This is a genomic window from Streptomyces sp. CA-142005 (genome assembly GCF_050942335.1).
GTDB lineage: Bacteria > Actinomycetota > Actinomycetes > Streptomycetales > Streptomycetaceae > Streptomyces.
Map to the genome: position 1 here is coordinate 6,637,398 of NZ_CP192078.1, position 25,070 is coordinate 6,662,467.

The window sequence follows — 25,070 nt, forward strand, 5'->3', positions numbered from 1 at the left end:
TTACGCCCCGGCCGTCCGGAACACTCGTGTGCCCACCGTCACCGCCGGCGCCGCGAAACCGACGGCGACGAGGACGCCGTAGAGCATGTGCGCACTCGCGTAGTGCCCCACGTACGCGTCACGGACCGCGTCCACCAGGTAGCGGAACGGCACGAAGTGCGACAGCACGTTCAGCCAGGTCGGCGCGAGCGACATCGGGAGCATCAGGCCGGACAGCAGCATCGACGGCATCGACACCATGTTGATCAGCGGGCCGAACTCCTGCGGGGTGCGGACCTTCATGCCGAGCGCGTACGACAGCGAGGCCAGCGACACCGTGAGGAGGGCGACGAAGGCGAAACCGATCAGGATGCCGGCGAGCGGGGCGCGCAGCCCCATCACCAGCGAGGCCAGCACCAACAGCACCGCCTGGAACAGGAACACCGTGGTGTCGCGCAGCACCCGGCCGAGCAGCAGCGCGAGCCGGCTGACGGGTGTCACCCGCATCCGCTCCACCACCCCCTGGGCGTTCTCCATGATGATCGTGAAGCCCGCGAACAGGGCCCCGAACAGCCCCAGTTGCAGCAGCAGTCCGGGGACGAGCACCTGCCAGGAGCTGCCCTGCTCGCCCAGCGGCAGGCCGGTGAGCAGGGGACCGAAGAAGAGCAGGTAGAGCAGCGGTGTGAGCACCCCGAAGAGCAGGGCGAACCGGGAGCGCAGGGACTGGCGCAGATAGCGGCCGTAGACGAGGGCGGTGTCGGTCAGGAGCATCTCGGGATCCCTATACGGCGACGGGGGCGGAGTCGGCCGGGGCGGGGCCGCGGCCGGTGACGGCGAGGAAGGTGTCCTGGAGGCTGGCGTCGATCGAGCCGCCGTACTGGAGTTTCAGCGCGCTCGGCGTGCCCTCGGCGGCGACCGTGCCCCGGTCGACGATCACCAGACGGTCGGCGAGGGCGTCGGCCTCGTCCAGGTAGTGGGTGGTCAGGAAGACGGTCGTACCGTGCTCGTCGCGCAGCCGGCGGACCAGGTCCCACAGGTCGGCGCGGCTGCCCGGGTCCAGGCCGGTTGTCGGCTCGTCCAGGAACAGCACCTTGGGGCGGTGGGTGAGCGCCATCGCGATGTCCAGGCGGCGCCGCTGCCCGCCGGAGAGCGCGGCGGTCTTCCGGTCGAGGAGGCCGGTGAGACCGAGCTCGCGCGCCAGCTCCTCCGCCCGCGCGTGCGCCTCGGCCTTCGGCAGGCGGTACATCCGCCCCTGGGTGACCAACTCCTCTCGCGCGGTGATCTGCGGGTCCACCCCGCCGGACTGGGCGACGTACCCGCTCGCCGCGCGCACCCCGGCCGGATCCGTCGCCAGGTCGCGCCCGGCGACGGTGGCGGTCCCGCCGGTCGGCTTCAACAGGGTGGTGAGCATCCGCAGGGTGGTCGTCTTGCCGGCGCCGTTGGGCCCGAGGAAGCCGAGGATCTCGCCCTCGCGGACGGCGAGGTCGATGCCGCGTACGGCCTCCACGGGTCCGGCCTTGGTCTGGAAGGTGCGGGCGAGTCCTGCCGCGCTGATGACTGCTGCCATGCGCTCAAGAGAAACAGAGTCCCTAAAAATTTGCAACGACTCTAAGTTTTCATGGTGCCTAAGTTTTCACGGGCTCCAGCGAAGTTAGGATGCGGGCATGGCAGAGGGGCTCAGGGAGCGGAAGAAGCGGCAGACCAGGCAGTACATCTCGGACGTCGCCACGGGTCTGTTCGTCGAGCGCGGCTTCGACGCGGTCACGGTCGCGGAGATCGCCGAGGCGGCGAACGTCTCCGTCAACACCGTTTACAACTACTTCCCCGCCAAGGAGGACCTCTTCTTCGATCGCTCCGCCGGCATGGTCGACCGCCTGGCCCGCTGGGTCCGCGGCCGCCCCGAGGGCGAGTCCGCCGCCGCCGCGGTCCTGCGCGAGCTGCGCGAGGAGGTCGAGGCCGTCTCCCCGCGGGTCGGCCTGCTCCCCGGCTACGCCGCCTTCATGAAGGTCATCGAGGAGGCCCCCGCCCTGCGCTCCCGGCTGTGGGCCCTGGCCCAGGAGGTCCAGGGCAACCTGGAGCAGGTCCTCCGCGAGGAGACCGGCGCGCCCGCCGACGACGAACTCCCCCACCTGATGGCCGGTCAGATCGGCTGGATCCACAGCACGGTCATCGCGGTCATCGGCCGCGAAATGGTCAAGGGCCGCGAACCACACGAAGTGTCGCGAGAGGTCCTCACTCTCCTCGACGACATCGAGGACCTGTTGAGCGAGCGGGTCCTGGACTACGCCGTGCGCGGAACGGCCTGAGCGCACTGCCCGACGCGCCAAACCGCCCGGACCGGCGAGGAATTGGCGCCCCGGCCGGCGCGGTCGGAGCCCCGTTGGATCCGCCGACGGCGGGATCCCCCGGCCCGTCGATCGCGACGTGACGGGTGTCTCACGCTCTGAGACCGTGACACGCGTTACTAACCGCTCACACAGCGCCGCCCGAGCGCTAGGGTCCGCCGGAGAAGCAGACTTGGAGCGCGTTCAAGGGAGTCGGAGTGGCACGGAAGCTCGCCGTCATCGGGGCCGGTCTCATGGGGTCCGGGATCGCTCAGGTCGCCGCCCAGGCGGGCTGGGACGTCGTCCTGCGGGACGTCACCGACGAGGCACTGAAGCGTGGCACCGACGGCATCAAGGCCTCGTACGACAAGTTCGTGAGCAAGGGCAAGCTGGAGGCGGGCGACGCCGAATCCGCCCTGGCCCGCATCACCCCGACCACCGACCTGGACGCCGCCGCCGACGCCGACATCGTCGTCGAGGCCGTCTTCGAGAAGCTGGAGGTCAAGCACGAGATCTTCCGCGCGCTCGACAAGCTCGTGCGCGAGGACGCCGTGCTCGCCTCCAACACCTCCGCCATCCCGATCACCAAGATCGCCGCGGCCACCGAGCACCCCGAGCGGGTCGTCGGCGTCCACTTCTTCTCGCCGGTGCCGATGATGCAGCTCGTCGAGCTGGTCCGCGGCTACAAGACCAGCGACCAAACCCTCGCCACCGCGCGGGAGTTCGCCGAGTCCGTCGGCAAGACCTGCATCGTCGTCAACCGGGACGTCGCGGGCTTCGTGACCACCCGGCTCATCTCCGCCCTCGTGGTGGAGGCGACCAAGCTGTACGAGTCCGGCGTCGCCACCGCCGAGGACATCGACCTCGCCTGCAAGCTGGGCTTCGGGCACGCCATGGGCCCGCTCGCCACCGCCGACCTCACCGGCGTGGACATCCTGCTGCACGCCACCAGCAACATCTACACCGAGTCCCAGGACGAGAAGTTCGCCCCGCCGGAGCTGATGCGCCGGATGGTGGACGCCGGTGACATCGGCCGTAAGAGCGGGCAGGGCTTCTACAAGTACTGAGCACCTTCCGTACGGACATCCGCCGGACATCACCCCCGGGAGTATCACTCCCAGGGGTGAATTCGGTATCGGTTCGCTTACAAACAGCAACCGCACCACCACTCACACAGTCAGACGTTGCAACGTCACGGAGTACGCCAACCGCACTCAACGGGGAGCGCATATGTACATCAGGGGCGACCACGCCGAGCTGGTCGTCGGGGGCCGCCTCGACGTCCGCAGCGCGGCGGACGCCCGTACGGCCCTGCACTCGGCCGTCGACGGCGGAGTCGGCGACCTGGTGCTCGACCTGTCCGAACTGGACTCCTGGGACGCCACCGGACTCGGGGTGATCATGGGTGCCCACCGGCGGGCCGGCCGCTGCGGTCGCCGTCTGGTGCTGCGCGGTGTCCCACCGCAGATGCAGCGCCTGCTGGTGGCCACCCGGCTGCACCGCATCCTCGCCATCGAGGGCGGTATCGGGGTCGAGTCGCTGCCCCACGTCTGAGACGCGTGTGAGGGTGCGGTGCGTACGGGCATGGGGTGCGTACGACCGTGAGGTGCGCACGGGCGTGAGCCGGACGGGGACCGCTGCGGCCGGCGGGACCCGGGCACAGCCGCCGAAGCGCACGACGGGGGCAATCCTCACCGGACTGTGACGTCTCGGACCGCACGGCACCCCGCCCTGTCGGAGATACTGAGCGAAGGTTTAGGGTTCGGTCGCCCGCCGCCTCGCAACCCTCGACCGAGCGGGCCCGGACCAGAAGCGACAGCGCGGTGTGCGACCAAGGCCGGGAGGGGCCGCAATCACGGGCACACGACGCTTTTGGGGGGTTTGAACCCATGGAACCCATGGACCCGATCCACCGGGGACCCGAGGAGCACGGTCAGGCGGCCGGCCGCCGCCCGCCCCGGGAATCCCTGACCTCCGACTTCGGTCAGAGCAAGCCCGCGCCGGCCCGTACGGCGCATGTCGTGGCCGGCGGCCTGCTGCTGACCGTGAACCCCGTCGACGGCAGCGAGATTGGGCCCTGCCCGCCGCACCGGCAGCCCGAGCGCCCCCGCAAGCGCACCGCCGCCGAGCGCGCCGAGGCCGAGCGTGCCGCCCGGCCGCCGGTGCCGCCCGGCCCCGCCCAGCCGGCGCTTCCCCTGCTGGAACGCCAGGACGAACGCGAGCGCCTGGTCCGGCTGCTGGCCCGCGGCCGTTCGGTACGGCTCACCGGGCCCGGCGGCTCCGGCCGTACCGCCCTGCTGGACCTGGTCGCCGAGGACTGCCTGGACCTCGCCCCCGACGGCGTGGTCCGTCTCAACGGCTTCCACCGCACCACCGCCGACCTGCTGCACGACCTCTTCCACGCCGTCTACGACGCCCCGCGCCACCGCCTCGATCCGGACGAACTGCGCGCCCTGGTCCGCGAGATCGGCGCGGTCGTCGTCCTGGACGACATCGAGTTCGGCGGCGCGGCCCTCGACGAGCTCCTCGACGCCACCCCCGAGTGCGCGTTCCTGATCGCCGCCACCCCCGACGTGCCCGCCCCCTCCGAGGGCTCGGAGGTCGAGGAGGTCTTCCTCAGCGGTCTCGGCCGCGCGGCCGGTGAGGAGATCCTGGAGCGGACCGCCGGCCGGGTCCTCACCGAGGAGGAATCCAACTGGGCCGGCGACCTGTGGTTCGAGTCCGAGGGCCTGCCCCTGCGCTTCGTCCAGGCCGGCGCCCTGCTCCGGCAGCGCGACGAGCTGCGGGCCGGCGCCGGGGCCGTGGACGAGTACGGCGTCTTCGAGGACACGCGCCAGCCCGCCGAGCTGCCCCTGGAGACGGCGGACGAGGTCCCGCTGCCCTCCCTCGGCGAGGCCGCCGCGCCCGCCCCCCTGCTCGCCTCCCGGCTCAGCACCTCCGCGCGCGCCACCCTGCGCTTCGCCGTCGCCCTCGGCGGTGAGGTGCCGCACCAGGCGCATCTGCCGGCGCTGATCGGCGACACCCACGCCGACGCCGCCCTCGGCGAACTGGCGGGCTGCGGACTGGTCTCGCCGGTCGGTGCCCGCTACCGGCTCGCGGCCGGTGTGCTGACCCAGCTGGAGGCCGCCGGGTACGCCGACGACGCCCGGACCCAGGCGCTGGCCGCCGCCGAGCACTACGCCTGGTGGGCCGGGCATCCCTCGGTCACCCCCGAGCGGGTGTGCGCGGAGGCGGACGCGGTGCTGGCCGCGCTCGCCGTGATCGTGCCGCACACGGTGCCGCCCGCCGAGGGGGAGGAGAGCTGCGCGGTACGGCTCGCCCGCACGGCCGCGCCCGCGTTCGCCGCCGGGCTGCACTGGAGCGCCTGGGAACGGGCCCTGCGCTCCGGCGCCGAGGCCTCCCGGCTGGCCGGTGAGGTACCTGAACAAGCCTATTTCCACCACGAGTTGGGTGTCCTCGCGCTGTGCGGAGGCCAGCTCGACCGGGCCCGCGCCGAGTTGGAGGCGTCCATCGGGCTGCGCGGGGCGCTCGCCGACAAGCGGGGCACGACCGCCGGGCGCCGGGCGCTCGCGCTGGTCGCCGACCGCTCGGGCGACGTACCCGGGATCGCCCTGACGGCGGGGGAGGAGCTGCCGGAGGTACGGCACGAGGAGTCGGCCCCGCCGCCGTACGTGCCCCTCGGCGACCCGCTGGTCACGACCCGGCTCCCGGCCACCGCGGAGCGGGGCGGAAGCTTCCGGCGGCTCGCCCGCCGCAACCTCGTCGCGGTCGGCTCCGGGGCGCTGCTCGCCGCCGTGCTGGGTACGGTCGTCACGCTGGGCATGACGTCCAACGAGAACGCCGACAAGAACCCGGCCGGCAAGGTCGACGTCAATCCGTCGGCGAGCCAGGACACGGACGACGGCACCCTGGGTGCCGACCCGAACCAGACCCCGTCCGCGGGCACCGGATCCCACCGGCCCACCAGCAGCCCGACGAACCCGGGCCCCGACGGCACCTACGGCACGACGGACGACCCGACGCCGTCGGCCACGACGCCTTCGGCCGGTCCGAGCCACACCAAGGGCACGGGCGGCGGGGGCACGACGCCGACCCCGTCCAAGTCCAGGACGACCAGGCCGGGTACACCGACGCCGACGAAGTCGAGCCCCAGCACGCCGAGCTCGACCCCGCCGACGTCCAGCCCGTCCACCTCGCCGTCGACCAGTCCGACGACCACGAGCCCGTCCACGACGGACACGGCGAGCGGCCCGACGGCACCGCAGAGTTCGGGGAGTGCGACGGGCTCGGGGACCGCGTCGGAGTCGTCCGGCTCGGTGATCTGAGCGCGGCTGGTCTCTGCCCGCCGCGACGGCGCTCGACTCGCCATGGTCGAGCGCCGTCGCGGCGGAAAGGGCGAAAGGCTGCCGCTCAGAACAAGCGCAGCTTGTCGTCCTCGAGGCCGCGCAGGGCGTCGTAGTCGAGGATCTGGCAGTCGATGCCGCGGTCGGTGGCGAGGACGCGGGCCTGGGGCTTGATCTCCTGGGCGGCGAAGACGCCGCGGACCGGGGCCAGGTGCGGGTCGCGGTTCAACAGGTCCAGGTAGCGGGTGAGTTGCTCGACGCCGTCGATCTCGCCCCGGCGCTTGATCTCCACGGCGACCGTCTGGCCGTCCGCGTCCCGGCACAGGATGTCCACCGGGCCGATGGCCGTCATGTACTCGCGGCGGATGAGGGTGTATCCCTCGCCGAGCGTCTCGATACGGTCGGCGAGCAGCTCCTGAAGGTGCGCTTCCACGCCGTCCTTGATCAGACCGGGATCCACGCCGAGTTCGTGCGAGGAGTCGTGGAGGATCTCCTCCATCGTGATGATCAGTTTCTCGCCCGCTTTGTTGACGACGGTCCACACGCCCTCGTCCTCGCCCGTGCCCTCCTTCAGCGTGCAGGGCGGCGACATCCAGTTGAGGGGCTTGTAGGCCCGGTCGTCGGCGTGGATGGAGACGCTGCCGTCCGCCTTGACCAGGATCAGGCGGGGCGCCGAGGGCAGGTGGGCGGTGAGCCGGCCTGCGTAGTCGACCGAGCATCGGGCAATGACGAGACGCATGGTCGGCAACGCTACTCGACGCCCCGAGGTGCGCGCGATCCGCCCGTCCCGCTCCCGATCGATCGTCCCAATTGTCCCTGGAAACTCTTGTTCATCCCTGGCCGATTGTGCCCGTAACGGGACCGTTCCATATACGCATTCTGCTGGTGTGGTCACCGACGGTTGCCTACCGTAGTAAACGGGAGGTCGCCGCCTATGTACTGAGAGTGTTCGATATCGCGAACTCCCTTACCCGTCCGGCAACCCCTGCTCCGTGGGGGTGCGAGAGGAGAACCCATGTCGCTCGACGTCTCACCGGCCCTACTCGAACAGGCCGAGCGAGGCGAGGTCGACGAAGCAGCATTCGTCGACTGCGTCCGGACCTCCCTGCCCTACGCATGGGAGATGATCAGCTCCCTGGTGGCCCAGCTGAAGGTCGACGGCGGACCGTTCGCCGACAACCAGACGCCCCCGCCGGACGAGCAGGCACGCGGTCAGCTGCTGCGTGCGCTCGCGAGTGACGCCATCCGCGGCGCCCTGCAGCGGCACTTCGGTGTGCGGCTGGCCTTCCAGAACTGCCACCGGGTGGCGGTGTTCCCGCTGGACGCCTCGGTGGACGAGACCTTGGCCCGCTTCACCTCGGTACGCAGCCAGTTGCTGAACCAGTCGCCGGAGCTTCGGGACTGCTGACGCTCCCGGTACGGCGGACGCCGTCAGCCGCATGCTTGCCGCTCCACCCGGGGGAGGTGCATTCAGTGCTGGGGCGGCAAGCCCCCCAAGGCGGCCGAGGAGGTGCCGGAGGCTCAGCGCAGCTGGGGCAGCACCTCGGCGCCCAGCCGCCGCAGGTTCTCCTCCGTCGCGGCGAGATCGCCCGAGCCCTCCACGAGGAGCGCGAAGCGGGAGATGCCGGTGCGCTCCGAGGTGGCCGCGAGCCGGTCGGCGGCCAGCCGCGGGGTGCCGACCGGGTGCAGTCCGCAGAGCAGTTCGGTGTAGGCGTACGGGTCGCGCATCGAGCGCGCCCGGCCGTCGACCGTCACATGCGCCTCCAGGCCCCGCTTCAGCCAGCCCGGCATGGCCTTCATCAGCGTCTCCGCCGCGTCCGTGCGCCGGTCGGCGAGCTGGCACACCCCGGCCGAGACGTGCGCGGCGCCCGCGATCTCCTCGGCCGGCCGGCCCGCGGCACGGGCGCAGCTGCGCCACAGGGCCGCCATCTCGGCCTTTTCCTCGTCCCCGACGTGCATGCCCAGCAGCATCGGCAGCCCGCGCTCGGCGGCGAGCCGGACGCTCGACGGCGAGGTGCACGCGACGACGACCTCGGGGCCCGGGGTCTCGGTCAGCGCCTCCGACGGGCGGGGTACGACCGGCACCTCGCGGAAGCTGAACCTTTCGCCGGACGCCGACACCCGTGGCTCGCGCAGCCAGCGCAGCAGCAGATCGAGCGACTCGGGGAATCCGTGTTCGTACGCCTCCAGGCCCGCGCCGAAGACCTCCAGGTCCACCCAGGGCCCGCCCCGGCCCACGCCGAGCGTGAACCGTCCGCCGCTCGTCAGGTGCAGCAGCGCGGCCTGTTCGCCGAGGGCGACCGGGTGGGCGGTGGGCAGTACGCTGACCGCCGTACCGACCCGGATGCGGTGGGTGCGGCCGAGCAGCAGGGCGGCGAGGGTGACGGCGGACGGGCATGTGCCGTACGGCACGAAGTGGTGCTCGGCCAGCCACACGGCGTCCAGCCCGGCCTCCTCGGCGACCTCCGCCGAGCGGACGGCCCGGTGCAGGGCTTCCCCGGGGCCCTGGCCCGGGAACTGGGCGCCCAGCACAAAACTTCCTACGTACATCTCATTTCCTGCTTCCTTGGCTCCGACCCGGAGCTCCCCCACAGGGCATAACCGTCTGACACGTGCGCAGGACACGGCCTCACGGAGAGATTTGCGGATTGTCTGCAGAATGGGTCGCCTTGGAGGGTGACTTGTACGGGTTGGTTCCGTACCCGTACCCCACATGGCGGCGCGTAGGCTGGATGCAGCCGTGCTTCCTGTATAGCCCCGAGAGGTGTCCCGTGTCCCCGCGTCGCAACCGACCGAAGGCAGCCGGATCGTCGGGACGGAGTGCCGAGGACGACGGCGCCGGCCGGTACGGCGGCTGGCAGTCGACCGAGAACTGGCAGGGCGAGGACTGGAGCGTGCGCCATGTCGCCGGGGCGAGCGCGGAGGGCAAGACCTACCGCTGCCCGGGCTGCGACCAGTTGATCCCCTCCGGCGTCCCGCACGTGGTGGCCTGGCCGGAGCACGCGGGCGTGGACGACCGCCGCCACTGGCACAAGGCCTGCTGGAACGCGAAGGACCGCCGCACCACAAGGGTGCCGCGGTCCCGTAACGCGCCGAGGTTCTAGCCGGCCTTCAGTGAAGCCTCGGCAGAGCCCCAGGAAGGAGAGCCTGCGAGAACCTCAGTAGTGGGCCATGATCTGCCTCACCGGATGCCCGAGTGCTTCGCTGACGGTGGTCAGTTCGCTGTCGGACAGCCATGATCGGCCCGGGTTCCACACCGAGATGTCGAACCGGGTGAAGCCGCATGGCTCGTGGTAGATCAGGTCGTTCAAGGACATCGCCGTGTCACAACACGGGACGATGACAATCCTGGCCGGGCTGCCACTGTGGATCCGTCGGAACAACCGACAGTATGTTGTCGCTCAAATCCGCTCCCTATTGCGCCGGTGTGTATGCGACATCCACCACGAGCCCGAAGGCCCTGAGACCGTCGCGTGGCCGCCGCCGCGGGGCGCCCGGTCAGCGTGCCCGGAACCTCACACGTCCCGCTTCTCCAGCAGCGCGTAGGCGCCGGCGAACGCGGCTGCCGAGAGGCCCAGCATGATCCACAGGGGGTCCCAGCCCGTGGGGCCGGAGCTGCTCAGGGAGTTGTCGTAGAAGCAGCTCATCTGGCTCGGGATGGAGTACTCCAGCAGCCACTCCCGCACCTTGGACAGCGACTGGGAGGCCATGAACAGGGCGATCACCAGGGGGGCCAGGACCGCGCCGATCATGATGGTGATGGCGCCCGCGGAGTGCCGGATGACCGAGCCGACGAGCAGCGAGAACAGCCCGAGCAGCGCGATGTAGAGGCTGATGCCGACGGTCGCCTTCAGCCAGTCGCCGCCGGAGGGCGTACGCGCGCCGCCGACGCCGTTCAGCATGGACGCGTGGATCATGGCCATGAGGCCGGACGTGGCCAGGGTGACGACGAAGGCGACGGCGAAGAACACCACCGACTTCGCGGCGAGCACCCGGCCCCGGCTCGGGCACGCGACCATCGTCGTGCGGATCATGCCGGTGCCGTACTCCGAGGCCGTGGTCAGCACGCCGAGCGTGATGATGCACATGCTGCCCAGCAGCAGGCCGAAGAAGCCGAACTGGAGCGGGTTCTGGTCCGACAGGGTCTCCGGGCTGGAGTTGGACTTGACCACCGAGCCGGCCATCAGGCCGATGGCGAGGACGAGGACCACGAACACGCCGAGCGTCCACATCGTCGACCGCACCGACTTGATCTTGGTCCACTCGGAGGCCAGCGCGTGTCCGAGGTGGGTGCGCACGACCGGGATCGGTGAGGTGTAGGCGGGGTACGAGCCGCCGGGCGCCGCCTGCCAGTCGGGCGCGGCAGGGGCCTGCGGCATCGGGGGCTGGTGGGTGCTCATCGGGCGTCCTCGGGCTTGGTCAGGTCGGCGGGTGCGGCGGCCGGGGCCGGGGGAGCGGCGGCGGGCGCCTGCTGCGGCGCGGGCGGTGCGGGTGCGGCGGCGGCCGGGGCCGGAGCGGCCGGCTGGGCCTGCGGGGTCTGCTGGGGCTGCGCGTACGGGTTGGGGGCGCCGGGGTCCGGGGCGGCGGGAGTGCCGTAAGCCGCCGGCTGCGGGCCGCCGTACGGTCCCGCCGCCGGCTGGGGCATCGCGAACGGCCGGCCGCCCTGCTGGGGCGGCGGCGGGGCGTACCAGCCGGGCTGGCCCTGGCCGGGCACCGGCATGGGCGGCTGGGCGCCCGGCGGCAGCGGCTGCTGCAGACCCGCCTTCTGGTCGGTGGTCGAGCGGTAGTCGACGGCGCCCTGTGTCATCCGCATGTACGCCTCCTCCAGCGAGGCCTGGTGCGGCGACAGCTCCCACAGCCGGACGCCCGCCTCGTGCGCGAGGTCGCTGATCCGGGGCAGCGGCAGCCCGGTCACGCGCAGCGCGCCGTCCTGCTCCGGCAGCACATGGCCGCCCGCCTCGGTGAGCGTGGTGCTGAGCTTCTCGCGCAGCTGCGGCTCGGTGTCCGGGGTGCGCACCCGGGCGAAGTCGGCGGAGTTGGCCGAGATGAAGTCCCTCACGCTCATGTCGGCGAGCAACTGGCCGCGCCCGATGACGATGAGGTGGTCGGCGGTCAGCGCCATCTCGCTCATCAGGTGCGAGGAGACGAAGACCGTACGGCCCTCGGCCGCCAGGGCCTTCATGAGGTTGCGGACCCAGAGGATGCCCTCGGGGTCGAGGCCGTTGACCGGCTCGTCGAACAGCAGCACCTGCGGGTCGCCGAGCAGCGCGGCGGCGATGCCGAGGCGCTGGCCCATGCCGAGCGAGAAGCCCTTGGAGCGCTTGCGCGCCACGTCCTGCAGGCCGACCACGCCGAGCACCTCGTCCACGCGGCGGGCCGGGATGCCCGACAGCTGGGCGAGGCTCAGCAGATGGTTGCGGGCGGTCCGGCCGCCGTGCACGGCCTTGGCGTCGAGCAGCGCGCCGACCTGGCGGGGCGCGTTGGGCAGCTTGCGGTACGGGTAGCCACCGATCGTCACCGATCCGGACGTGGGGTTGTCCAGGCCGAGGATCATCCGCATGGTCGTCGACTTGCCCGAGCCGTTCGGCCCGAGGAAGCCGGTGACGGCACCCGGCCGCACCTGGAAGGAAAGGTTGTACACGGCGGTCTTGTCGCCGTAGCGCTTGGTCAGGCCGACAGCCTCGATCATGCTCCGCACCCATCGAAAGGTTCAGGACAGCGGGGACCCGCCCCCGTAAGGGTTAGGAGGATATCGAGGCGCTGACGGTTCCGCTCAAAGGACGGTAAAGCCAGAACACTACGATGTGTGACCGGAACGTCTACTGCGCGTCCCTGCGCTTGAGGAGGGCGTACCCGCCGGCGAGCGCGGCGATCACCCACAGCACCATGATCCCGAGCCCGCCCCAGGGCCCGTACGGCGTGTCGTCGGCCGTCGGGACCACCTGCATGATCCGGCTGCCCGCCTGGTCCGGCAGGAACCGGCCGATCTTCTTCGTGGCGTCGACGTTGCCGAGGATGTTGGAGATCAGGAAGAAGAACGGCATCAGGATGCCGAGCGACAGCATCGGCGAGCGCAGCATCGCGGCGACGCCCATGGAGAACATCGCGATCAGCGTCATGTAGAGCCCGCCGCCGATGACCGCGCGCAGCACGCCCGGGTCGCCGAGCCGCGCCCCGTGCGGGCCGAGCATCGCCTGGCCGAGGAAGAACGCGGCGAAGCTCGTGGCCATGCCGACCACCAGGGCGAGCGCGCCGGCCACCGAGATCTTGGCGAACAGGAAGGTGGCGCGCTGCGGTACGGCGGCCAGCGAGGCCCGGATCATGCCCGTGCTGTACTCGTTGGAGACGACCAGCACACCGAACACGATCATGGCGAGCTGGCCCAGGCTCATGCCCGCGAAGCTGACGTAGGTCGGATCGAACGACAGCCGGTCCTGCACCGGCATCGAGTCGAACTGGTTCCGGGAGAGCGCGGAGATGAGCATCCCGAGGGCGACCGTGACCACCACGGCCAGCGACAGTGTCCACACCGTGGACGCCACCGACCGGATCTTGGTCCACTCGGACCGGATGACCTGCACCGTTGCCATGGACGTCAGTCCCCTTTCCATTCGTCGCCCCAGTCCCGCGGGGCGTTCCCGGGCCCGGAGTGCGCGTGGTACTCCACGGCCTGCGCCGTCAGCTGCATGAACGCCTCCTCCAGTGAGGCCTGCCGGGGGCTCAGCTCGTGCAGCACGATCCCGTACCGCGCCGCCAGCTCACCGATCCGCTCGGCCTTGCCGCCCTCCACCTCCAGCGCGCCCCCGCCCGCCTCCACGACGGTGATCCCGTCCTCGTGCAGCAGGTCGAGCAGCCGCTCGTACTGCGGAGAGCGGATCCGGACGAAACTGCGCGCGTACTGCCGGATGAAGTCGGCCATGGACGTGTCCGCGAGCAGCCGCCCCTGCCCGATGACGACGAGATGATCGGCGGTCAGCGCCATCTCGCTCATCAGATGGCTGGAGACGAACACCGTCCGCCCCTGCGCGGCCAGTGATTTCATCAGGTTCCGGATCCAGTGGATGCCCTCCGGGTCCAGCCCGTTGACCGGCTCGTCGAACATCAGGATCCGCGGATCCCCGAGCAACGCCGCCGCGATCCCCAGCCGCTGCCCCATGCCGTACGAGAAACCCTTGGCCTTCTTCCGCGCCACGGCGGTGAGCCCGACGGTGTCCAGCACCTGCGCCACCCGGGATCGCGGGATGCCGTTGCTCTGCGCGAGACACAGCAGATGGTTGTAGGCGCTGCGCCCGCCGTGCACGGCCTTGGCGTCCAGCAGCGCGCCGATGTACGTCAGCGGGTCCTTGAGCTGGTCGTAGTGCCTGCCGTCGATCCGGACGTCGCCGGCGGTGGGGTGATCGAGTCCGAGGATCATCCGCATGGTGGTGGACTTCCCGGCCCCGTTGGGCCCGAGGAACCCGGTGACGATGCCGGGTCTCACCGAGAAGGTGAGTCCGTCGACCGCCACCTTCTCGCCGTAGCGTTTGGTCAGTCCCTCCAGCTCGATCATGCGGACACGCTAAAACGACACGAAGCCCCCTGCCACTTGAAGGCAGGGGGCTTCGAAAGGCACCGAAGGGGCGCGTTACCGGGTCTGCTGCGCCGGCACCCCACGGGAAATGGGCTCGTCGTCGCCGGGCGTGCCCGCGGCAGCGACAGCCGCACCGGTCAGCGTGGCCAGCATCTCCCGGACGTTGGTCAGCTGGGCGTTGATCGAGTCGCGGCGGTTGGTCAGCGCGGCGAGCTCGCGCTCGGATTCCGAGCGGATCCGGTCGGCCTTGGCGTTGGCGTCGGCCACGATGTCCTCGGCCTGGCGCTGGGCCGTCTCCACCGTCTGGCGGGCGCGGCGCTCGGCGTCGGTGCGCAGCTTCTCGGCCTCCAGGCGCAGCTGCTCGGCGCGGTGCTCGATCTCCGCCAGCCGCTTCTCGGCCTTCTGCTGACGCGAGGCCAGGTCGCGCTCGGACTGCTCGCGGCGCTTGGCGAGGTTCGTCTCGAAGTCGGCGGCGGCCTGCGCGGCCTTGGCGCGGGTCTCCTCGAAGAGGGCGTCCGCCTCCTCGCGCTTGGACTGCGCGTCCTTCTGGGCCTCGGAACGCAGCTGGGCGGCTTCGCCCTTCGCCTTCTCGACGATCCGGACGCCCTCGTCCTCGGCCTTGGCCTTGCGCTCGGCGGCGTAGGACTCGGCGTCGTTGCGCACCTGCTGGGCCGCGGACTCGGCGAGATCGCGGTGCTGTTCGGCCGCCCGCCGGGCCTCCTCACGCAGCTCCTTGGCCTCTTCCTCGGCCAGGCGCAGGATCTTCTCGACCCGGGCACCGAGACCCGCGTACGACGGCTCGGCGTCGGTGACCTGGGCCTGGGCGTTCTGCGTCTCGAGGTGGAGCTCCTCGATGCGCTTCTCCAGGGCGGTGATGCGGGCGAGAGCGCTGTCACGGTCGGAGACGAGCTTGGAGATACGTTCGTCCACCTGAGCGCGGTCGTACCCACGCCGCACAAGCTCGAAGCCGTAGGGGGAAGTGTCGCTCATGGGGTTCCTGTCAATGAGACCGGTGAGGTGATAGGGGGAATCCTAGGGGCCGAAGCGGTGTGTCATCGAGCGGATACGTGTTTGATCCGGAGAATGACACCTCTTTTGGGTGGCTGACCACCGGACGGCTTGCCAACCGACTCGGGCAAAGCCCCCAGACGTTACCGGAACGCACCGCTCACACTAGCCGTCTGACGACTTGCCACCCGATCGGGGGGCGCCCACCGTCGCGCCGGCCTTGACCGAGCCCTCCTTGCCGGCCGACGGGGCCTCGAAGGACTCCAGCGCCTCCAGGACGTCCTGGACGCGGGAGATCTCGGCGTTGATGTCCTCGCGCCTGCGCACCAGGATCTCCAGCTCGCGCTTGCCCTCCTCGACCGTGCGCCGGGCCTCGCGGATCGCCTCGGCCTTGAGCTCCTCGGCCTCCCTGACCAGGCTGGCCTTCTTCTGCTCGGCCTCCTTGAGCAGCCCCTCCGCCTTCTTGACGGCGGCGATTCGCACCTTGCCCGCCTCGGAGTTCGCCTCCGACACCAGCTCCTTGGCCTTCGCCTCCGCCTTGGCCAGCTGCTCCTCGGCGGCCTTGATCAGGGCGTCGCAGCGGTCGCCGGTGGACTTCATGGTCTCGGCGGCCTCGCGCCGGGCCCGCTCGTGCAGCTCCTCGATCTCGGTGGTGATGCGGTCGCGCAGCTCCTCCGCGCGCTCCCTGATCGCGGTCGCGTCCCGGCGGGCACCGACCAGCAGCTCGTCGGCGTCCGTGCGGGCCTTCTCCACCAGCGAATTGCCCTCGATCGTGGCCTCGGAGACGATCCGCTCGGCCTCGCTGCGGGCCGCGCCGACCATCGTGTCGGCCTGCGACTCGGCGTCCGCCGTGGTCTTCAGCGCCTGCTCCTGCGCCTCGCTGAGCAGCTTGTCGACCTCGGCCGTGGTCTCGGTGATGAGCGTGTCGACCTGCTCGGCCGCCTCCGAACGCCGCTTGTTGGCGTCCTTGCGGGCCTCGTCCAGGGTCCGCTCGGCCTCCTCGCGGGCGGAGTTGAGCAGCCGTTCGGCCGCCTCCTCCGCGTCCGCCCTGAGCTGCTCGGCCTCCGCCCGCACCCGCTTGGCGTGCGCCTGCGCCGAGCCCACCGTCTCGGCGGCCTCCGCGCGCAGCCGTTCGGCCTCGCCGGTGGCGTCCCCGATGAGCTGCTCGGCGGCCGCCAGAGCCTCAGCGCGCACCCGCTCGGCCTCGGCGGCGGTCTCCGTCTGCAGCCGCTCGGCCTCCGCGATCGTCTCGGTCTGCAGCCGCTCGGCCTCGTTACGGGCCTCGGTGATGAGCGTGTCCGCCTGCGTCGCCGCGTCCGAGCGGATCCGGTTGGCGTCCTCGCGGGCGTCCGCCCGGGTGCGGGCGGCGGCCTGGTCGGCCTCGGCGAGCGCGTCCGAGGCCTCGGTACGCGCCCGCTGGGCGTACTCGCCGGCGTCCGAGCGCAGCCGCTCGGCCTCCTCCATCGCCTCCGCGACCGTACGCTCGGCCAGCGCCCTGGCGGCCTCCGACTCCGCGTTCGCCTCGCGCCGGATCCGCGAGGCGTCCTCGCTCGCCCGCTCCCGCTCGGCGTAGGCGTCGGCGCGGACCCGGTCCGCCTCCTCCTCGGCCTCCCGCCGCGTACGGTCCGCCGCGTGCTCGGCGGCCGAACGCAGCCCGGCGATCTCCTCCTGCGCCTGCTCGTGCAACCCGGCGACGGAGTCCCGTACCTGCTGGGCGTGCTGCTCGGCGGCCGCCACCATCTCGGTGGCGCGCCGGTCGGCCTCCTCGACCAGCCGGGTCGCCTCGGCCTGCGCCTCCTCCACGCGCCCCCGCGCTACGGCCAGCAGCTCCTCGCTCTGCTCGCGGGCCCGCTCGCGCTCCTGGTCGGCCTCGGTCCGCGCGGAACCGAGGATCTCCTCGGCCTCACGGCGGCGCCGGACGGCCTCCTCCTGGGCGGCGGCCAGCGTCTCGGACGCCTCGGTGCCGAGCCGCTCCGCGGCGGCCTGCGCCTCCGCGCGCACCCGGTCGGCGGTGTCCTGGGCCTCCGCCTTCAGCCGCTCGGCCTCGGCGGCGGCCTCGGAGCGCAGCCGTACGGCGACGGCCTCGCCCTCGGCGCGGGAGGCGGACGCGTCGGACGCGGCCTCGGTGCGCAGCCGGTCGGCCTCGGTCTCGGCCTGCTGCTGAAGCGTGCGGATCCGGTCGGCCGCCTCGGCGCGCAGCCGCTCGGTCTCCTCGGCGGCCTCGCGGCGGATCCGGGCGGCCTCCTCACGGGCCTCCGTCAGCGCCTGCTCGGCCGACTCCAGCCGGTCCCGCGTCTCGGTCTGCAGCCGAGTCAGCTCCCCGGCGGCCTCGGCGCGGCGGGCCTCGACGGCGCGCTCGGTCTCCTCGCGCAGCTCGCGCGCGGCCGCCTCGGCGCCCGCCTTGACCGACTCGGCCTGCTCGTCGGCCTCGGCGCGCAGCCGTTCGGCCTCCTTGCGGGCCCGGTCCAGGGTCTCCTCGGCCTGCCGGCGCAGGCTGGTGGCCCGCTCGATGGCCTCGGTGCGGACCTTCTCGCTGTCGGTGGTCGCGGTCTGCCGCAGCTCGTCGGCGTCCGCCTTGGCCTTCGCCAGCAGCTCCTCGGCGGACCTGGCCGCCTCCTCGATCTGCGCGACCGCCTCCCGGCGGGCCTCCGCGCGGATCGACTCGCCCTCGGCGACCGCGTCGGCGCGCAGTTGCTCGGCCTCGCCGCGCAGCCGGCGGGCCTCCTCCTGCAGCTCGACCGTCTTGGCGCGGTACTCCTTGGTGTCGTCCTTCGCCGCGCCCTTGAGCTGCTCGGCGATGTCGTGCGCCTCGGCGCGCAGCCGGTCCGCCTCGGCCTCCGCCTCGGTGCGGATCCGCTCGGCCTCCTCGGCGGCTGCCTTGGTGGTGCGCTTGGCCTCCTCGGAGGCCTTGTTGAGCACGTCCTCGGCGGTCTTGGCCGCCTTCGACAGCTGGGTCGCGCTCTCCTCGGCGGTGACCGTGCGGGCCTTCTCGGCGGCCTCGGCGACGATCTTCTCGGCCTCGGCACGGGCGTCCGCGACCAGCTGCTCGGCCTCGGTCCTGGTCTGCTCGGCCTCCTTGGTGGCCTCCTCGACCAGCCGGGCGACCTGCTCCTTCGCCGTACGCGTGCGCGCCTCGCCCGCGGCCTCGGCGCTCGCGAGGGTCTTGGCGGCGGCCTGCTCGGCCTCCGTCTGCAGCTTCTCGGCCTCCGCCTGCGCCTTGCGCAGCGCCTCCTCGGCCGCCGCCATCCGCTCCTCGGCGGCCCGGCTCAGCTCGGCGGCCTGCCGGCGGGCGGAGTCCGACTCGCCGGCCGCGTCGGTGCGCAGCCGCTCGGCGTGGTCGGTGGCCTCCTGGGCCTGCGTGGAGGCGGCGTTCAGCAGCCGCTCGGCGTCCGTGCGGGCGCGGCGCAGGAGCTGCTCGGCCTCGGCGCGGGCCGCCTCGGCGTCGCTCTGCAGCCGCTCGCGGGCCTCCCGGGTCAGCCGCTCGGCCTCCGCGCGGGCGGCGGCCATCGCCTGCTCGGCCTCGGCGCGGGACTCGTCCAGGAGGCGGCGGGCCTGCTGTTCGGTGCGGGCGCGCAGCTGCTCGGCCCACGCCACGTTCTCGTTGACGTGCGACTCGACGGTGGCGCGGCGCTCGGCCAGCTCCTGGTCGAGCTGCTGGCGCCGGGTCACCGCCTCCTGGTGCAGCTCCGCCTGGAGCCGGGCGGCCTGCTCGGCGTGCTCCTGCAGGATCCGCTGGGTCTGCGCGCGGGCCTGGCTCAGCTCCCGCTCGGCGTCCTGGCGCAGCTGATCGGCCTGCATCTGGGCATTGCGGAGCAGCTGCTCGGCCTGATAGCCGATGTCACCGCCGTCGAAGGCGGGCCGGGTCATCAGGGTGCGGCGCGCCTCGTGCAGCTTGGCGCGCAGCACCTCGACCTGGTAGCCGAGGTCCTCGGCGTGCTGGATCGCCTTTTCCCGCTCGGTCTTCAGCCGCTTCATCTCGGCCTCGAACCGAGAGAGGTGGTCGACGTCAGCCGCCGGCTCTCGCTCCTGGCTCTCGTAGCCCCGCACTGCGCGGTCCCATCCGTCCCCTGGTCAGCTTCTCCAACGAGCTCCGTCCATCCGCCGAACGGGGCCCCCGGGGAATGGTGTCAGATCAACGGCGGAGCACGGGCTGCTGCCCCGACGCTCGTCCCCCGAAACCCGGACCCCGGAACGGTCGTCCCCCGCTTTCGGGGACGACCGCCCCCAACCCTACCGGCCCATATGTACGGGGGTCAGTGCTCAGGGGACTCAACAGGGGCCGAAGTGACCAGTTCTGTGAGCACGCCATGGCAATCCTTGGGGTGCAGGAAGGTGATCCGCGACCCCATGGAGCCGCGCCGTGGCTCGTCGTAGAGCACGCGCACGCCCTTCTGGCGGATGTCCGCGGCGTCCCCGTCCACGTCCGCCGTGCCGAAGGCGATGTGGTGGACGCCCTCGCCGTTCTTCGCCAGCCACTTGCCGACCGCGGAGTCCTCGCGGGTCGGTTCCAGCAGCTGGAGGTAGGAGGCGCCGCCGTCCGAGGTCTCGTTGATCTTGAGCATGGCCTCGCGCACGCCCTGCTCCTCGTTGACCTCGGTGTGGAACACCTCGAAGCCGTAGGTGGCCTGGTAGAACTCGACGGTCGCGTCGAGGTCGTGGCAGGCGATCCCGATGTGGTCGATTCGCGTCAGCATGGATTCAGTGCAGCGCCACGGCCGTGGTTACGCAACGTGCGAGCGATCACACTGACAGGCCGATGACGGCACGGAGTGCCATCAGTACATTCGAAGTAAACCCTCGTTCACTCCTCGGCCTGGGCAGGCCGGTAAGGGGATCGCAGCTCATGCCTTCTGGAACGAACAGCTCGGTGATCGTCGCGGGTGCGCGCACCCCCATGGGACGACTGCTCGGCTCCCTCAAGTCCTTCTCCGGAGCCGACCTCGGCGGCTTCGCGATCAAGGCCGCCCTCGACCGTGCGGGGATCGGCGGCGACCAGGTGCAGTACGTGATCATGGGCCAGGTACTCCAGGCGGGTGCCGGGCAGATCCCGGCCCGCCAGGCCGCCGTCAAGGCCGGCATCCCGATGAGCGTCCCGGCGCTCACCATCAACAAGGTCTGCCTCTCCGGCCTCGACGCCATCGCCCTCGCCGACCAGCTGATCCGCGCGGGTGAGTTCGACATCGTCGTGGCGGGCGGCCAGGAGTCCATGACCAACGCCCCGCACCTGCTGCCGAAGTCCCGCGAGGGCTTCAAGTACGGCGCGGTCCAGATGCTCGACGCCATGGCCCACGACGGCCTGACCGACTCCTTCGAGGGCATCGCCATGGGCGAGTCCACGGAGAAGCACAACACCCGCCTGGGCATCGGCCGCGCCGAGCAGGACGAGATCGCCGCCCTGTCCCACCAGCGGGCCGCCGCCGCGCAGAAGAACGGCCTGTTCGAGGCCGAGATCACCCCGGTGGAGATCCCGCAGCGCAAGGGCGACCCGGTCCTGTTCAGCAAGGACGAGGGCATCCGCGGCGACACCACGGCCGAGTCCCTGGGCAAGCTGCGCCCGGCCTTCAGCAAGGAGGGCACGATCACCGCCGGCTCGTCCTCCCAGATCTCCGACGGCGCGGCCGCCGTGGTCGTGATGAGCAAGGCCAAGGCCGAGGAGCTGGGCCTGAGCTGGCTCGCCGAGATCGGCGCGCACGGCAACGTGGCGGGCCCGGACAACAGCCTGCAGTCGCAGCCGTCCAACGCGATCCTGCACGCCCTCAAGAAGGAGGGCCTTGAGGTCTCCGACCTCGACCTCATCGAGATCAACGAGGCCTTCGCCGCGGTCGCCGTGCAGTCAATGAAGGACCTCGGCGTGTCCACGGAAAAGGTGAACGTCAACGGCGGCGCGATCGCGCTGGGCCACCCGATCGGCATGTCCGGCGCCCGGCTCGTCCTCCACCTGGCCCTCGAGCTCAAGCGGCGTGGCGGCGGCACCGGCGCGGCCGCGCTGTGCGGCGGCGGCGGCCAGGGTGACGCGCTGATCGTGCGGGTACCGAAGGCGTAAGCACCCTCGTAGTACGCGTCTGATACGTCTGTGAACTGAACGGAGCTGTTTGATGCAGGACGTCTCCTCTCTGGTGGCCCAGGCCAGGGAAGGCCGGCCGCGGGCCGTGGCCCGGCTGATCTCCCTCGTGGAGGGGGCGTCCCCGCAGCTCAGGGAGGTCATGGCGGCCCTGGCCCCGCTGACCGGCAACGCCTATGTGGTCGGTCTGACGGGCTCCCCGGGTGTCGGCAAGTCGACCTCCACCTCCGCGCTCGTCACGGCGTACCGCAAGCAGGGCAGGCGGGTCGGCGTCCTGGCCGTCGACCCGTCCTCGCCGTTCTCCGGCGGCGCCCTGCTCGGCGACCGCGTCCGCATGTCGGAGCACGCCTCCGACCCGGGCGTCTACATCCGCTCCATGGCCACCCGGGGCCACCTGGGCGGCCTCGCCTGGGCGGCGCCGCAGGCGATCCGTGTGCTGGACGCGGCGGGCTGCGACGTGATCCTGGTCGAGACGGTCGGCGTAGGCCAGTCGGAGGTCGAGATCGCCTCCCAGGCGGACACCAGCGTGGTGCTGCTGGCCCCGGGCATGGGCGACGGCATCCAGGCGGCGAAGGCGGGCATCCTGGAGATCGGCGACGTGTACGTCGTCAACAAGGCGGACCGGGACGGCGCCGACGCCACGGCCCGCGAACTGAACCACATGCTGGGCCTCGGCGAGTCCCGCGGCCCCGGCGACTGGCGCCCGCCGATCGTGAAGACGGTCGCGGCCCGTGCCCAGGGCGTCGACGAGGTCGTGGAGGCCCTGGAGAAGCACCGCGCGTGGATGGAGGAGCGCGGTGTCCTCGCGGAGCGCCGCAAGGCCCGAGCGGCCCGCGAGGTGGAGACCATCGCGGTGACGGCCCTGCGCGAACGCATCGGCGACCTGCACGGCGACCGCCGCCTCAGCGCGCTCGCGGAGCGCATCGTCGCGGGGCAACTGGATCCCTACCGCGCGGCGGACGAGCTGGTGGCGGGCCTGACGCAGGGCTGAGCGGGTCGCCAACCCCGCGGTGGCGCTGGTAAGTTGACGGGCATGTTCCTCACCTTGGCGTAGAGCGCACACCGGACGCGAGGCCGGCTTCAAGGCCCTCGCGCCCCTCGGTGTCCCCTCTTCCGCCTCCACCAGAGGAACATCAGCATGTCCACGCATGCCCCCGCGCGGCCCTCGTACGCCGCCGTACTGCGCCTGCCGCACGCGCGCCGCACCTTCGCCGCCGCCCTCACCGCCCGCCTGTCCTACGGCACGGTCTCCCTGGCGGCGCTGCTCTCCGTCACCCGGGCCACCGGCTCCTACGCCGTCTCCGGCGCCGTGCTCTCCCTGTTCGGCGCCGCGACGGTCTTCCTGATGCCGTTCAGGGCGTCCTTGATCGACCGGCACGGGGCGCGCAGAGCCCTGCTGCCCATGTCCGTGCTCTACGGCGCCCTGCTGTGCGTCCTGGCCGCCCTGACCTGGCGCCCCGGAGCACCGTCGCCGGCCGTCGCCGCAGCGGCGGCCCTCGCGGGCGCGTGCGCGCCTCCGCTGGGGCCGACCATGCGCGCGGTGTGGGCCGCCCTGGCCCCCGGGCCGGGCATGCTGGCCCGCGCCTACAGCCTGGACGGCGTCGCCGAGGAGTTGCTGTACGTCTCCGGTCCGGTCCTGGTCGGCGTGCTCACCGGCTGGGCCCCGCCGGCTGCCGGGATCCTGTTGAGCGCGCTGCTGATCGTGGGCGGTACCTGCGTCTTCGTCACGTCTCCGGCGATGCCCGGTCCCCGTGGCGCCGCTCCGGGTAGGCGGCGCGGCAGCCTCTCCGGCCTGTCGGCGCCGGTCGCCGTGGCCACGGGTGTGGGACTGGCTCTCAGCGCAGTGGAGCTGCTGGTGATGGCCTTCGCCGCGCGGCGTTCGTACGACACCGCCCTGGTGCCCTGGGTGCTGGGCGCGCTCTCGGCGGGCAGTGCGGTGGGCGGGCTGGTCAACGGCGCGGTCCGGTGGCGGGCGCCGGCCCGGGTCCGCCTGTGCTGGTTCGCGCTGGTCCTCGGGCTGCTGGTCGCGGTGGCGGGCCTGGCGCCCGGGCTGTGGACCCTCGCGGGGGTCATGGGACTCGCCGGGGCGTTCATCGCCCCCGCCCTCACGACGGCGTACCTCGTGGTCGACGAGACGGCGCCGGAGGGCGCCCGTACCCAGGCGGGCGCCTGGGTCAATACCGGGGTGAACGCGGGGAGTTCGGCGGGGGCGATGGTGACGGGGGCGCTGATCGGGCGGGTGCCGCTGGGGGTGTGTTTCGTGCTGGCGGGAGCGGTGGCCGTGCTGCCCGCCGCGGCGGTGTGCCGCCGTCGCCGGGTGCGGGCCGTCGGTGGCTGATGGCTCCCCCACTCTCGACTTCGCTCGAGCGGGGGACGCCCATCGCGGCGGAGCCGCACGTCGGCACCGCCCCGCGCCCCTTGTGGGCGCGGTTCCGCCGGCAGGGTCAGGGACGCCCCCGCTGCCCCCTCAGGTGCTCGGCGATCGGCTTCAAGGCCTTGTCCAGTTCCGTCAACGCCTCCGGCGAGAGCAGATCGATGAAGTGCCGGCGCACGGATGCGACGTGGTGGGGTGCCACCTTCTTCATCGTCTCCATGCCGTGCTCGGTGAGCACGGCGTACAGCCCCCGCCGATCGGACTCGCAGTTCTCACGGCGCACCAGGTTCGCGTTCTCCATCCGCGTGATCTGGTGCGACAGCCGGCTCTTGGACTGCAGGGTCGCCGAGGCGAGGTCGCTCATCCGCATGCGTACGTCGTCCGATTCGGACAGGTTCACGAGGATCTCGTAGTCGTTCATAGTCAGGCCGAACGGCTGCAGATCCTTCTCCAGCTGGTACGTCAACAGCCTGTTGACCTCCAGGTGGGTGCGCCAGGCGCACTGCTCCGCATCGGTCAGCCAGCGCGTGGCCGTCTCGGTCTCCATGAATGAAGTCTACCTAAGAAGTTGAATGGCGAACTACTTGGGGTGGTGTGACTGTGCGCACGCGTTCGATGTCACCCTCCGCAGACTACCGCTCACAGCCCGAAGCGGCGCTGGAGGTCTCCCAGCTGTCCGGGAAGGCGCGGTCCCTCCGATGGTTGCCGACCGTGTCCGCCCGGTGCCGCTCCGCCACCTCCGGGTACCCCCGGTTCGGACGGCACGACCCCCGTCGCCGTCTCCTCCATGAGGGCCTCCGTCGACTGCAGAAGGACCGTCCCGGCGCCCACGAACTCGAACTGGTGCTCCTCCCCGGATACCCCGCCGAGGCCCGTCATCGCACGTAGACCGCCCAGTACACCCGTCAGATAGCCGTGGTCGTAGTGATGGCACGGCGACGGGCAGTCGGCCCACCCGACGAGCGCCTGCGGGTCGACCCGGATCGGAGGTTCCATGAACACCACCGGACCGTTAGATGCGGCGACGAACTTCCCGGTTCCGATAAGGGTCAGAAAACCCGGCACGATCGATTGCTTGAGCGCGAGACTTGGCTGAAAAGCGAGCAGGTTGCCCGCGCGAATGGTCAGGTTCCCGTCGTCCAGGTCGTAGGAGTTGACGTCGAAGGCCCGGTCGGCCAGCAGCATCTTGCCCGAGCCCGTCGCCACGACCCAGTCGCTCGCGTGCAGTGGCGAATGGAACGAGGTACGGACAAGTCGGTCGAGTCGGCCGTGCCCGATGCCGTTGAACTCGATCGCCCCGTAGTAGGCGATCATCTTCCCCTTCTGCAGGAACCACTCCCCGCTCTTGAGCTCGACGCAGAACGTGTAGTTGTTCACGTTGTCGTCGGCGGGCAGCGTCATCGGGTCGTAC

The 25,070-nt window shown here is 71.7% G+C and carries 23 protein-coding genes; 9 read left to right on the forward strand and 14 right to left on the reverse strand.

The window, feature by feature from the left end:
* Both ACQPXS_RS31075 and ACQPXS_RS31080 read right to left on the reverse strand, forming a co-directional pair.
* Positions 1-750 carry an ABC transporter permease gene (locus ACQPXS_RS31075; RefSeq protein WP_433452570.1) on the reverse strand — a complete coding sequence of 250 codons (750 nt, stop codon included), beginning with the start codon at positions 748-750 and terminating at the stop codon, positions 1-3.
* 10 nt (positions 751-760) lie between these two features.
* Positions 761-1,546, reverse strand: coding sequence for an ABC transporter ATP-binding protein (locus tag ACQPXS_RS31080; protein WP_433452572.1), 786 nt, complete (start codon positions 1,544-1,546; stop codon positions 761-763).
* 97 nt (positions 1,547-1,643) lie between these two features.
* On the opposite strand from ACQPXS_RS31080, the gene ACQPXS_RS31085 reads away from it, so the two are divergent.
* The 4 genes from ACQPXS_RS31085 to ACQPXS_RS31100 all read left to right on the forward strand — a co-directional run bounded on the left by ACQPXS_RS31085 (position 1,644) and on the right by ACQPXS_RS31100 (position 6,628).
* Positions 1,644-2,285, forward strand: a complete 642-nt coding sequence (locus ACQPXS_RS31085) for a TetR/AcrR family transcriptional regulator (RefSeq protein ID WP_433452573.1) — start codon at positions 1,644-1,646, stop codon at positions 2,283-2,285.
* Between the two features lie 236 nt (positions 2,286-2,521).
* Positions 2,522-3,370: a 3-hydroxyacyl-CoA dehydrogenase family protein gene (locus ACQPXS_RS31090; RefSeq protein ID WP_433452574.1), complete on the forward strand. Its 849-nt coding sequence runs from the start codon at positions 2,522-2,524 to the stop codon at positions 3,368-3,370.
* A 163-nt stretch (positions 3,371-3,533) separates the two neighbouring features.
* The gene (locus ACQPXS_RS31095; protein ID WP_351799988.1) at positions 3,534-3,857 is read left to right on the forward strand and encodes an STAS domain-containing protein; all 324 of its coding nucleotides are present in this window, start codon (positions 3,534-3,536) and stop codon (positions 3,855-3,857) included.
* Positions 3,858-4,201: 344 nt separating this feature from the next.
* Entirely contained in the window at positions 4,202-6,628 is a 2,427-nt protein-coding gene (locus tag ACQPXS_RS31100) for an ATP-binding protein (RefSeq protein ID WP_433456033.1), read from the forward strand.
* A gap of 85 nt (positions 6,629-6,713) precedes the next feature.
* On the opposite strand, the gene nucS is transcribed toward ACQPXS_RS31100, so the two are convergent.
* Positions 6,714-7,385, reverse strand: a complete 672-nt coding sequence (gene nucS, locus ACQPXS_RS31105; protein WP_433452577.1) for an endonuclease NucS — start codon at positions 7,383-7,385, stop codon at positions 6,714-6,716.
* A gap of 276 nt (positions 7,386-7,661) precedes the next feature.
* Between nucS and ACQPXS_RS31110 the strand changes: the two genes are divergently transcribed.
* Entirely contained in the window at positions 7,662-8,054 is a 393-nt protein-coding gene (locus ACQPXS_RS31110; RefSeq protein ID WP_030656147.1) for an SCO5389 family protein, read from the forward strand.
* A gap of 113 nt (positions 8,055-8,167) precedes the next feature.
* On the opposite strand, the gene ACQPXS_RS31115 is transcribed toward ACQPXS_RS31110, so the two are convergent.
* The gene (locus ACQPXS_RS31115) at positions 8,168-9,196 is read right to left on the reverse strand and encodes an LLM class flavin-dependent oxidoreductase (RefSeq protein ID WP_433452579.1); all 1,029 of its coding nucleotides are present in this window, start codon (positions 9,194-9,196) and stop codon (positions 8,168-8,170) included.
* 221 nt (positions 9,197-9,417) lie between these two features.
* Between ACQPXS_RS31115 and ACQPXS_RS31120 the strand changes: the two genes are divergently transcribed.
* Positions 9,418-9,750 carry an ATP/GTP-binding protein gene (locus ACQPXS_RS31120; RefSeq protein ID WP_433452580.1) on the forward strand — a complete coding sequence of 111 codons (333 nt, stop codon included), beginning with the start codon at positions 9,418-9,420 and terminating at the stop codon, positions 9,748-9,750.
* Positions 9,751-9,804: 54 nt separating this feature from the next.
* Here ACQPXS_RS31120 and ACQPXS_RS31125 read toward each other — a convergent pair whose 3' ends face one another.
* From ACQPXS_RS31125 to mce, 8 genes are all read right to left on the reverse strand, one after another.
* A complete protein-coding gene (locus tag ACQPXS_RS31125; RefSeq protein WP_433452581.1) occupies positions 9,805-9,963 on the reverse strand; it encodes a hypothetical protein in 159 nt (52 codons plus the stop codon).
* Between the two features lie 198 nt (positions 9,964-10,161).
* Positions 10,162-11,046, reverse strand: a complete 885-nt coding sequence (locus tag ACQPXS_RS31130; protein ID WP_433452582.1) for an ABC transporter permease subunit — start codon at positions 11,044-11,046, stop codon at positions 10,162-10,164.
* A complete protein-coding gene (locus tag ACQPXS_RS31135) occupies positions 11,043-12,335 on the reverse strand; it encodes an ABC transporter ATP-binding protein (RefSeq protein WP_433452584.1) in 1,293 nt (430 codons plus the stop codon). Before ACQPXS_RS31135 ends, ACQPXS_RS31130 begins: the two co-directional genes overlap by 4 nt.
* A gap of 130 nt (positions 12,336-12,465) precedes the next feature.
* Complete coding sequence (locus tag ACQPXS_RS31140; RefSeq protein WP_433452586.1) at positions 12,466-13,236, reverse strand: ABC transporter permease; 771 nt, start codon at positions 13,234-13,236, stop codon at positions 12,466-12,468.
* 5 nt (positions 13,237-13,241) lie between these two features.
* Positions 13,242-14,195: an ABC transporter ATP-binding protein gene (locus tag ACQPXS_RS31145; RefSeq protein ID WP_433452588.1), complete on the reverse strand. Its 954-nt coding sequence runs from the start codon at positions 14,193-14,195 to the stop codon at positions 13,242-13,244.
* Positions 14,196-14,270: 75 nt separating this feature from the next.
* Positions 14,271-15,206 carry a cellulose-binding protein gene (locus ACQPXS_RS31150; protein ID WP_351800012.1) on the reverse strand — a complete coding sequence of 312 codons (936 nt, stop codon included), beginning with the start codon at positions 15,204-15,206 and terminating at the stop codon, positions 14,271-14,273.
* Between the two features lie 183 nt (positions 15,207-15,389).
* Positions 15,390-19,271, reverse strand: coding sequence for a polarized growth protein Scy (gene scy, locus ACQPXS_RS31155; RefSeq protein WP_433452589.1), 3,882 nt, complete (start codon positions 19,269-19,271; stop codon positions 15,390-15,392).
* A 206-nt stretch (positions 19,272-19,477) separates the two neighbouring features.
* On the reverse strand, positions 19,478-19,918 hold the full coding sequence (gene mce / locus ACQPXS_RS31160) for a methylmalonyl-CoA epimerase (RefSeq protein ID WP_351800017.1): 441 nt from the start codon (positions 19,916-19,918) through the stop codon (positions 19,478-19,480).
* Between the two features lie 149 nt (positions 19,919-20,067).
* Between mce and ACQPXS_RS31165 the strand changes: the two genes are divergently transcribed.
* From ACQPXS_RS31165 to ACQPXS_RS31175, 3 genes are all read left to right on the forward strand, one after another.
* Positions 20,068-21,267 (forward strand): acetyl-CoA C-acetyltransferase, encoded by a 1,200-nt coding sequence (locus ACQPXS_RS31165; RefSeq protein ID WP_433452591.1) that lies wholly within the window; start codon positions 20,068-20,070, stop codon positions 21,265-21,267.
* A gap of 52 nt (positions 21,268-21,319) precedes the next feature.
* The gene (meaB, locus tag ACQPXS_RS31170) at positions 21,320-22,276 is read left to right on the forward strand and encodes a methylmalonyl Co-A mutase-associated GTPase MeaB (RefSeq protein WP_351800023.1); all 957 of its coding nucleotides are present in this window, start codon (positions 21,320-21,322) and stop codon (positions 22,274-22,276) included.
* Between the two features lie 147 nt (positions 22,277-22,423).
* The gene (locus ACQPXS_RS31175) at positions 22,424-23,623 is read left to right on the forward strand and encodes an MFS transporter (protein WP_433452593.1); all 1,200 of its coding nucleotides are present in this window, start codon (positions 22,424-22,426) and stop codon (positions 23,621-23,623) included.
* Positions 23,624-23,729: 106 nt separating this feature from the next.
* On the opposite strand, the gene ACQPXS_RS31180 is transcribed toward ACQPXS_RS31175, so the two are convergent.
* Together ACQPXS_RS31180 and ACQPXS_RS31185 are read right to left on the reverse strand one after the other, a co-directional pair.
* A complete protein-coding gene (locus ACQPXS_RS31180; protein ID WP_071376406.1) occupies positions 23,730-24,206 on the reverse strand; it encodes a MarR family winged helix-turn-helix transcriptional regulator in 477 nt (158 codons plus the stop codon).
* Between the two features lie 92 nt (positions 24,207-24,298).
* A complete protein-coding gene (locus ACQPXS_RS31185) occupies positions 24,299-25,060 on the reverse strand; it encodes an AIM24 family protein (RefSeq protein WP_433456035.1) in 762 nt (253 codons plus the stop codon).
* Between the last annotated feature and the right edge of the window lie 10 nt (positions 25,061-25,070).

What these genes read in the sequence shown, in the direction of transcription:
- ACQPXS_RS31075 (WP_433452570.1), bottom strand. Translation starts at nt 750, where the DNA reads ATGCTCCTGACCGACACCGCCCTCGTCTACGGCCGCTATCTGCGCCAG.
- ACQPXS_RS31080 (WP_433452572.1), bottom strand. Translation starts at nt 1,546, where the DNA reads ATGGCAGCAGTCATCAGCGCGGCAGGACTCGCCCGCACCTTCCAGACC.
- ACQPXS_RS31085 (WP_433452573.1), top strand. Translation starts at nt 1,644, where the DNA reads ATGGCAGAGGGGCTCAGGGAGCGGAAGAAGCGGCAGACCAGGCAGTAC.
- ACQPXS_RS31095 (WP_351799988.1), top strand. Translation starts at nt 3,534, where the DNA reads ATGTACATCAGGGGCGACCACGCCGAGCTGGTCGTCGGGGGCCGCCTC.
- ACQPXS_RS31100 (WP_433456033.1), top strand. Translation starts at nt 4,202, where the DNA reads ATGGACCCGATCCACCGGGGACCCGAGGAGCACGGTCAGGCGGCCGGC.
- nucS (WP_433452577.1), bottom strand. Translation starts at nt 7,385, where the DNA reads ATGCGTCTCGTCATTGCCCGATGCTCGGTCGACTACGCAGGCCGGCTC.
- ACQPXS_RS31110 (WP_030656147.1), top strand. Translation starts at nt 7,662, where the DNA reads ATGTCGCTCGACGTCTCACCGGCCCTACTCGAACAGGCCGAGCGAGGC.
- ACQPXS_RS31115 (WP_433452579.1), bottom strand. Translation starts at nt 9,196, where the DNA reads ATGTACGTAGGAAGTTTTGTGCTGGGCGCCCAGTTCCCGGGCCAGGGC.
- ACQPXS_RS31125 (WP_433452581.1), bottom strand. Translation starts at nt 9,963, where the DNA reads ATGTCCTTGAACGACCTGATCTACCACGAGCCATGCGGCTTCACCCGG.
- ACQPXS_RS31130 (WP_433452582.1), bottom strand. Translation starts at nt 11,046, where the DNA reads ATGAGCACCCACCAGCCCCCGATGCCGCAGGCCCCTGCCGCGCCCGAC.
- ACQPXS_RS31135 (WP_433452584.1), bottom strand. Translation starts at nt 12,335, where the DNA reads ATGATCGAGGCTGTCGGCCTGACCAAGCGCTACGGCGACAAGACCGCC.
- ACQPXS_RS31140 (WP_433452586.1), bottom strand. Translation starts at nt 13,236, where the DNA reads ATGGCAACGGTGCAGGTCATCCGGTCCGAGTGGACCAAGATCCGGTCG.
- ACQPXS_RS31145 (WP_433452588.1), bottom strand. Translation starts at nt 14,195, where the DNA reads ATGATCGAGCTGGAGGGACTGACCAAACGCTACGGCGAGAAGGTGGCG.
- ACQPXS_RS31150 (WP_351800012.1), bottom strand. Translation starts at nt 15,206, where the DNA reads ATGAGCGACACTTCCCCCTACGGCTTCGAGCTTGTGCGGCGTGGGTAC.
- mce (WP_351800017.1), bottom strand. Translation starts at nt 19,918, where the DNA reads ATGCTGACGCGAATCGACCACATCGGGATCGCCTGCCACGACCTCGAC.
- ACQPXS_RS31165 (WP_433452591.1), top strand. Translation starts at nt 20,068, where the DNA reads ATGCCTTCTGGAACGAACAGCTCGGTGATCGTCGCGGGTGCGCGCACC.
- meaB (WP_351800023.1), top strand. Translation starts at nt 21,320, where the DNA reads ATGCAGGACGTCTCCTCTCTGGTGGCCCAGGCCAGGGAAGGCCGGCCG.
- ACQPXS_RS31175 (WP_433452593.1), top strand. Translation starts at nt 22,424, where the DNA reads ATGTCCACGCATGCCCCCGCGCGGCCCTCGTACGCCGCCGTACTGCGC.
- ACQPXS_RS31180 (WP_071376406.1), bottom strand. Translation starts at nt 24,206, where the DNA reads ATGGAGACCGAGACGGCCACGCGCTGGCTGACCGATGCGGAGCAGTGC.
- ACQPXS_RS31185 (WP_433456035.1), bottom strand. Translation starts at nt 25,060, where the DNA reads ATGACGCTGCCCGCCGACGACAACGTGAACAACTACACGTTCTGCGTC.